Genomic DNA, 6,976 nt, shown 5'->3' on the forward strand with positions numbered 1-6,976 from the left:
ACTGTTTTGTCATCACTAGCAGTTGCTATAGTCTCTCCATCAGGACTAAATGCTATATCTCTGACTGAATTTTGATGCCCAGTGAGAGTTTGCAATAATTTCCCCTGACGGTTCCACAATTTCACTGTTTTGTCATCACTAGCAGTTGCTATAGTCTCTCCATCAGGACTAAATGCTACACCATAGACAGAATTATCGTGCCCATGAAGACGGTTTAATTCTCTAAATTCCTCATCGTTGTTACGTTTGTAAACTGCGACTTGTAGAGCATTTGTAATCTTGCTAACCCGATCCGTTGCTTCAAATTTAGCATCCATTTGTTTTTGCCTAGCCTCCATAGCAGTCATCAACCCATCCCATCGCTCACCTGAAATAGACAACGCTCTAGACTCATTTGCCTGAGCAATAATAGTTTGCTTTTCTGCTCGTCTACCCTCCCTTTGTTCCTCCAAGGCAAATCTTGTCATCCCTGCTGCCAATACTCCCATCACTAATGAAGCAGCAACCGAACCTCTAACCAAAGACTTCTGCAACTTTTGTCGTTTTTCTTGTTCCTCCCGTCGTTTTTCCTTTTCCTGTTTGAGTTCCTCTAATATTTCTACATCTTTTCTTTGCCGAATAAACCCTACCAAATAATCATGTACTAACTGATAGTGGTCTGCTGAATTTTCTGGCAACAAAAACACCAAGCCCGAATCTACAAAAATATTTAATACTAACTCTAACTCTTCCGAACTAAACTTACTTTTTTTCAACAACTCGGCTTGAGTTTTCAATGGTCGAGTATTATTTTCATCAGTTAACAATAGCAATACTAACCAAGCTAATTTTGCATTTTCAACCCCACAATCACTAACTACTGATGCTAAATATCGCTCTACCAATTCGGCTTTAGGATTATCTCCTAATTCTTGATATTTTGCTAAAGTCGTAATATTGTCGGCCTGCAATTGTGCCCCTACTACTTGCAACTCAATTGGACGAATTTCTCCCAACTCCTGAGCTAAGTCTTTTACAAACTTTTCTGTCAGATTTCCATCTATTTTAAACTGAGAATTTGCCGTTAATCCTTGAATAACTAATTTCGCCTGTGACTGAGAAAAATTTCCTAAGTAATAGAGGATATTTTTGTCTAAAATATTATTATTAATTGCCTCTAAATTTCCCAAGCGATTAAAATCTAATAAATAATGAATATAATCTGACCGTAAGGATAAAACTATTTTCACAAATGGGATTTTTAAACATTCTTGGAGAAATTGAGCAAATTCTCGTTTATCCTTTGGTTCCATATTGGCAAAGAAAAATTCCTCAAATTGGTCAAAAACTATGACTGTCAGTAAATTCAATTCTGATTTATTCTGCAACTGAGCAAAAATTTTCTCAGCCGAATTTAGATTCTCTGAAGTAACTGTTAAATTGGCAATTATTTGCAGTTTTTCCGCTAAAAGTTTCCCTAATTCAGAAATCCAATTCACATAAATTCGTTGCAAAACCACTACTACATCACGAGTAGCAATTGATTTCCCTTCTAAAGTCGGAACTAATCCAGCTTGCAAAATCGAACTTTTACCTACTCCTGATTGCCCATGAATAACTATTAATTTATAGTCAGGACGACTAATTCTTTCTACCAATATTTCTACATCAGACTGTCGTCCAGATGCAGCTATTTCTTGAGTCAGTTGTTTTTGATTAGTTTCTCGCCTCAACTGAGGTAAAGCGGGGTTAATATTTAGTTTTATATCTCTTAAACGATTGGCACCAATAAAAGCTTGAAATCCAAATTGTTGTTCTGTTTTAATTTTTTATTGTTTAACATTAAAAGCTTTTAAATATTCTTTTTCTTGGGAATAAATTTCTCGTAATCCTGTGAGAATATCAATGTAAAATTCAGGATTATATTCAGGCTTTGTGGTATCTTTTGCTTGTTCAAAAGTAGCTATACAAGCTTTGATTTCACCTAGTTTTTTCTCTGCTTTTGCCAGATAAAATAAATATTTGCCTTGATGATAATAACGTTCCCAATCTAAATTTATTTGTTCGTTTTTTGAGGAAAAATTAGATGCAGAAGCTAGAGTTATGTTAATAATTTTTAGAGCTTTTTGAGCAAATTTATGGGCTTGTTTGTATTGTTTTTTTGCCAGTTCAACTTCCGCGATCAAACCATAGGCAAAAGCTTCTCGAAATGGGTAGGAATAGGTTTGATGTAGTTCTATTGCCCTCTTGGCAACATTCTCTAATTCATCCCAACGCTCCAACCTGTGCAAAACTTCTCCCCAAGCATTAATAAACTTAGCAACTAAGTCGGGACGGTTAATTACCTCAAACCCTTCTATTGACTGCTGATAATATAAGCACGCCAGAGAGCAAAGCATATTTTTATCCTCTGGATGCCTAATCTCATAACTACGGCACCAAAACCCGAAATAATAATAAGTGTGAGCTACTCGCAGTTGGTTGTTAAGCCGTTTCCACAGTTCGAGACACCGTTGATAATGGTCGAATGCTGTTTCCTCCAAATTATCTGCTGTTCTTCCTAAAACAAATTCTAAACCTGCCTCTAATTCTGCTTCTAACCTAATTCCTCTATTTGCCAATTGTTGCTGTGCATCTAACAACTCTTGATAAACAAACTCTCCGACACCTAAAGCGGTATGCTCCAAAAATATTCCTTCCCCACTTTCTAATACTTTCTGATAAACACTCTCACTCGTATTCTGAATAAAATCTATTAATTCTTGAGTGGGGGTTTCAAATACAGTTAAACTTGCCCTATTTTCAAAATCAGGAATTAAGCGAATGAACTTCCGGGAAACCTCTGCATCTATCCATAAAAGTATTGGAAAGTGAAAGTTTTTTCTAAACTCATCCAGGACTAAACTCATGGATACGAGTAATTTATCTACATCTTTTACTGACTCCAAACCCCAAACCATAAAAGCATCTGGTTGTTGGTCTCCTAACTGTTGGCCAATAGTAGCATAAAGTTCTCTAACCGACTCATCTAGCTGCAACTGTGCTAAGTCTCCAGAAAAAGATGCCTGGAGTTGTTGGATGAGGCGATCGCGCTGAGTTAGATTATTACAACGGGCTAAAAATAGCCGAAAGTCTCCTTGAGACATTTCTAGAGCAAATATTAGCTCGGACAATAATTCGACTTCCTGGTGATTAAAATTTGTCATTTCAGTTATCAATTATAAGTATCAATAGTTATAATTAGTAGGGTGCGTTAATGGAATGTAACGCACCGCCCCCAAGTTATAATTAGTAGCAAAACTTGTAGGGTGCGTTAGAAGGCTTAAATCTAGGCAATGAAAGGAATTCAGCGAACCGTCGTAACGCACATCCCCCAAATATTGCGGTGCGTTTCGCTGCGCGACATGTTTGCGGAGCATTCCGTCAGGAAAAAGCGTTTGCGCAGCATTCCGCAGGAAAGCGTAACGCACCCTACTTGACCGACACACCTTAAATGGTGCAATAGATGTAGGTTGGGTTGTTTGCGTTAGCATTGCGTTTGCGTTAGCATTGCGAAGCAAAGCATGGAACGTAGCTTGCTTCTCCGCAGGAGTAACCCAACAACATTCTTTCTCCCGTACGGACGCCCTTATGCAACGTCCCTACCTTACTCCCCCACTCCCCTACTCCCTAATGCACAGTTTTAGCTGTGTCAGTCTACTACTTGACTGTTTCTACTAGACTCACGCTCCCCATCACCCCATCACCCCATCACCCCATCACCCCATCACCCCATCTCTCCAATAGTCCAGTAGGGTGTGTTTCGCTGCGCGACATGTTTGCAGAGCATTCCGTCAGGAAAAAGCGTCAGCGTAAAGCACCATTATAGTATTAGTGGACTGACACTTATGGAATGGTGCGTTACGACGGATTGTTAAATGCCTTTCATAGTCTAGATTTTAGCCGTCTAACGCACCCTACCGGACTACTGGAGCGACACACCTTAAATGGTGCGTTAGATGTGGGGTGTGGTCTGGGTGGGAAGTGTGGTCTGGGTGGGGAGAAAAAGACACCTAGAAACAAAAAATCTATTGCACAGTTTTAGCTGTGTCAGTCTACTACTTGACTGTTTCTACTAGACTCACGCTCCCCATCACCCCATCACCCCATCACCCCATCACCCCATCACCCCACCTCCTCATCTCTCCAATAGGTGCAAATTAACCTACCTATTAAGAATTTTTCAACTGCACCCCATCTTTCAATATCGGATTAATATCAAACCAAGACTCTTCATCATCTTGGTATTCATAGACAAACATACTCCGAATCAGCCTTTGATATCCATCATCACCTGTAACTTTTTGAGTTTTTGCTACTTGGCGCAACAACTCCCACTCTTCATCTTCCACTGCCAGAATACGTTCATTGCGAAAATTTTGAACTACCTTGTCAAGACTATCACGGGAAATAGGCAACTTTTTTTCCTTTTTAATCGCTTCATTAAGCAGTCGTAATACATTCCTGACATGACCCCCACTCATCTGACATAGATGATCTAGAGTTTCCACACTGTCAAAAATTTCGGTTATTTTTTCTAGACGTTGTTGTTCCTCCAAATTTGGAAATGCTCTTGCTAAAACTAACTGCCTAAGTAGTGCCATTCCTTCTCCTGATTTGTTTCCATCTCGCGACTGTATGGAAACCATTGGTAATACTTTGGCAGCATTCTTGAACCTTTGAATTAAAGTACCATAGTCATTGGAAAATCGCAGTGCTAGAGGCAGAGTATAAATTACATGACAATGGAGACCTGTTAGTTGTTCGCCGCGATCGACAAATAGATATTCTGGTTGAGGTCGCCCCCAGGGTTTTGGGGAACTATCGACTTTATCAAGGTTGTCAACGATAACTACTAATCCATTTTTGCCATGCTGCTTCAGCTTTTCGTGAGCAGGTTCTAGCAATTCTTGGTTGATAGTTTCAATAATTCCATTGGTGCGAGGTCCGAGATAGTCTCGGAGTTTGCTGCGAAGTTGGGGACTAGATTTTGCTTTGGCAGTTATTTTGCCTATTCCCAAGGCGACGAATTCTAGTCCTTCTTCGTCAACCGTGACTTGACCAACTCCAGGTACACCTAATTCTGCTGAAGCAGAAATATCTAGTTCCGTCTGTAGTAGTTTGCTTACTCCATCAAGTAGACCTTTTAATCCTTTTGGCTCCTCTAATTTAACCTTTTCTAATGTTTCTAAACTTTCGCTGACTTGTCGCGCTATAGTTAGAAGAATATCACTGACATCTATATCTCCCATTTCTAGGTCTTTGTCTGACTCGAAATAGATGACGTGAAAGCCTTCTTCTTCTAATTGTTGCTTGAGTCGCCAGAGTTCGGTAGATTTCCCACAACCAATATGTCCGGTAAATAGTTGACAGGTGGGTTCGTCGGGAGACCACATAGCGATATTGTCTTTGAGATCTTCAATTATTTGTCCTCCCCGTACTGAAGAGAAGTCAATGTAATATTTTTGCTCAATTTCCTGGTTGTCTTGGAATAAAGCTTTACCAGGGTTTGTTGCCTGAAAAAAGGCTTTGACATTTACAGCCATAATATTTTATATAAATGTACTTCTATATTTTAGATTAAAAAGAGGCAACAGGGGGAATTAATTGATAACTTAATGAAAAGCGCTGTATTGTTGGTCATTGCGACTGGAACAAAAGCAGAGAAACCGGGTTTGTATCAAATGCCCTACAATACTACCATTGACCCCCGACAAACCCGGTTTCTTGTTACTCCGATTTTTCGCGAACCGTAGCAAGCGGATTTGATATAACTTAATGAAAAGCGCTTAAAAACGGGAATACCAGGCACGGGAGCAAGATGCTCCCACTGGTAACTGACAACTGAAATAACTCACTGCTCGATCGCCGATCCGTAAATTTGCCAAAGCTGAATCATATTATCTTCTGCCACACTTACAAGTTGCTGACTATCAGGACTAAAAACAATTGCACCATAACCTTTGATACTCCTCAATAATTTTCCACTGCCAACATCCCACAGATTAATCTTGCCATCCTCACTACTGCTAGCAAGAATTTTCCCATCCGGACTAATAGCGATCGCCTTAATTGCCTGAGAATGTTTTTCTAGACTGTGACGGACTTGCCAGGTTTCTACATCCCAGACTAAAATCTTACTTTCTCCCCGCATCGCATGAGCAATAGTTTGCCCATCCTGACTAAAAGCGATCGCCTCTATTCGTTGATTATTATTTGTACTGGGTATAGACAGATTTTTCAAGAGTTGCCCCTGGGCGACATTCCAAAGACGAATATATCTCGGTCCTCCACTGGTTGCCATCCGTATACCATCAGCACCAAAAGCAATAGGTTGAGTACCATTCATTGTATGTAGTAGTCGCCCTGTGTAAATATCCCACAATTTCATCCCGCGATCGGCACTGCATCCTACCACCGCTCTGCCATCAGCCGTGAAACCCACAGCAGTCACTACATCAGAATGCAAAAAACTGGTCAGCATTTCTCCTGTAGGAATATCCCACAATTTTACTGTACCATCTACACTTCCACTTGCTAAGGTTTTGCCATCTGGACTAATTGCTACTGAGCGCACATTGGCGGTATGACTTGATAAAGTATCTAGTAGTTTGCTACTTTCTAAGTTCCACAGTTGAATATCTTTACCTCTGCTACTAGCTAATATTTTGCCATTAAAAGCGATCGCTACAGGTAAAGAAGAATCTGGTTGCTGATTAGATAAGGACCTAACTAACCTAGGTGCAAGTACAATATCGTTACTAATATTTGCTTGTGTTTCTGATTCTGAATTTCCGGGAATAGCAGTTTCCGGTGATAATGTTTGAGCATTTGCTGCTGTTGTTGGTTGGCGTGAAGTTTGGGGTGGTCTTGTTATTTGTTTTTCCGTATTTTCTGTATTTTCTGTTGTTGGTTGGCGTGAAGTTTGGGGTGGTCTTGTTATTTGTTTTTCCGTATT

The 6,976-nt window shown here is 39.9% G+C and carries 5 protein-coding genes; 1 reads left to right on the plus strand and 4 read right to left on the minus strand.

Annotated elements, in window-relative coordinates:
- From ACP6PK_RS03390 to ACP6PK_RS03400, 3 genes are all read right to left on the minus strand, one after another.
- The coding region (locus ACP6PK_RS03390; protein WP_472846356.1) for an nSTAND1 domain-containing NTPase at nucleotides 1-1,712 on the minus strand (1,712 nt) is incomplete at its 3' end.
- Between the two features lie 96 nt (nucleotides 1,713-1,808).
- Nucleotides 1,809-3,185, minus strand: coding sequence for a tetratricopeptide repeat protein (locus ACP6PK_RS03395; RefSeq protein WP_426557760.1), 1,377 nt, complete (start codon nucleotides 3,183-3,185; stop codon nucleotides 1,809-1,811).
- Between the two features lie 1,005 nt (nucleotides 3,186-4,190).
- Entirely contained in the window at nucleotides 4,191-5,564 is a 1,374-nt protein-coding gene (locus ACP6PK_RS03400) for an ATP-binding protein (RefSeq protein ID WP_426557762.1), read from the minus strand.
- 72 nt (nucleotides 5,565-5,636) lie between these two features.
- On the opposite strand from ACP6PK_RS03400, the gene ACP6PK_RS03405 reads away from it, so the two are divergent.
- Nucleotides 5,637-5,774: a hypothetical protein gene (locus ACP6PK_RS03405; RefSeq protein ID WP_426557764.1), complete on the plus strand. Its 138-nt coding sequence runs from the start codon at nucleotides 5,637-5,639 to the stop codon at nucleotides 5,772-5,774.
- 98 nt (nucleotides 5,775-5,872) lie between these two features.
- On the opposite strand, the gene ACP6PK_RS03410 is transcribed toward ACP6PK_RS03405, so the two are convergent.
- A partial coding sequence (locus tag ACP6PK_RS03410; protein WP_426557766.1) for a WD40 repeat domain-containing protein occupies nucleotides 5,873-6,976 on the minus strand: 1,104 nt, incomplete at its 5' end.

Source organism: Dapis hubbardiae BLCC-M172 (assembly GCF_050016015.1).
Classification (GTDB): Bacteria; Cyanobacteriota; Cyanobacteriia; order Cyanobacteriales; family Microcoleaceae; genus Trichodesmium.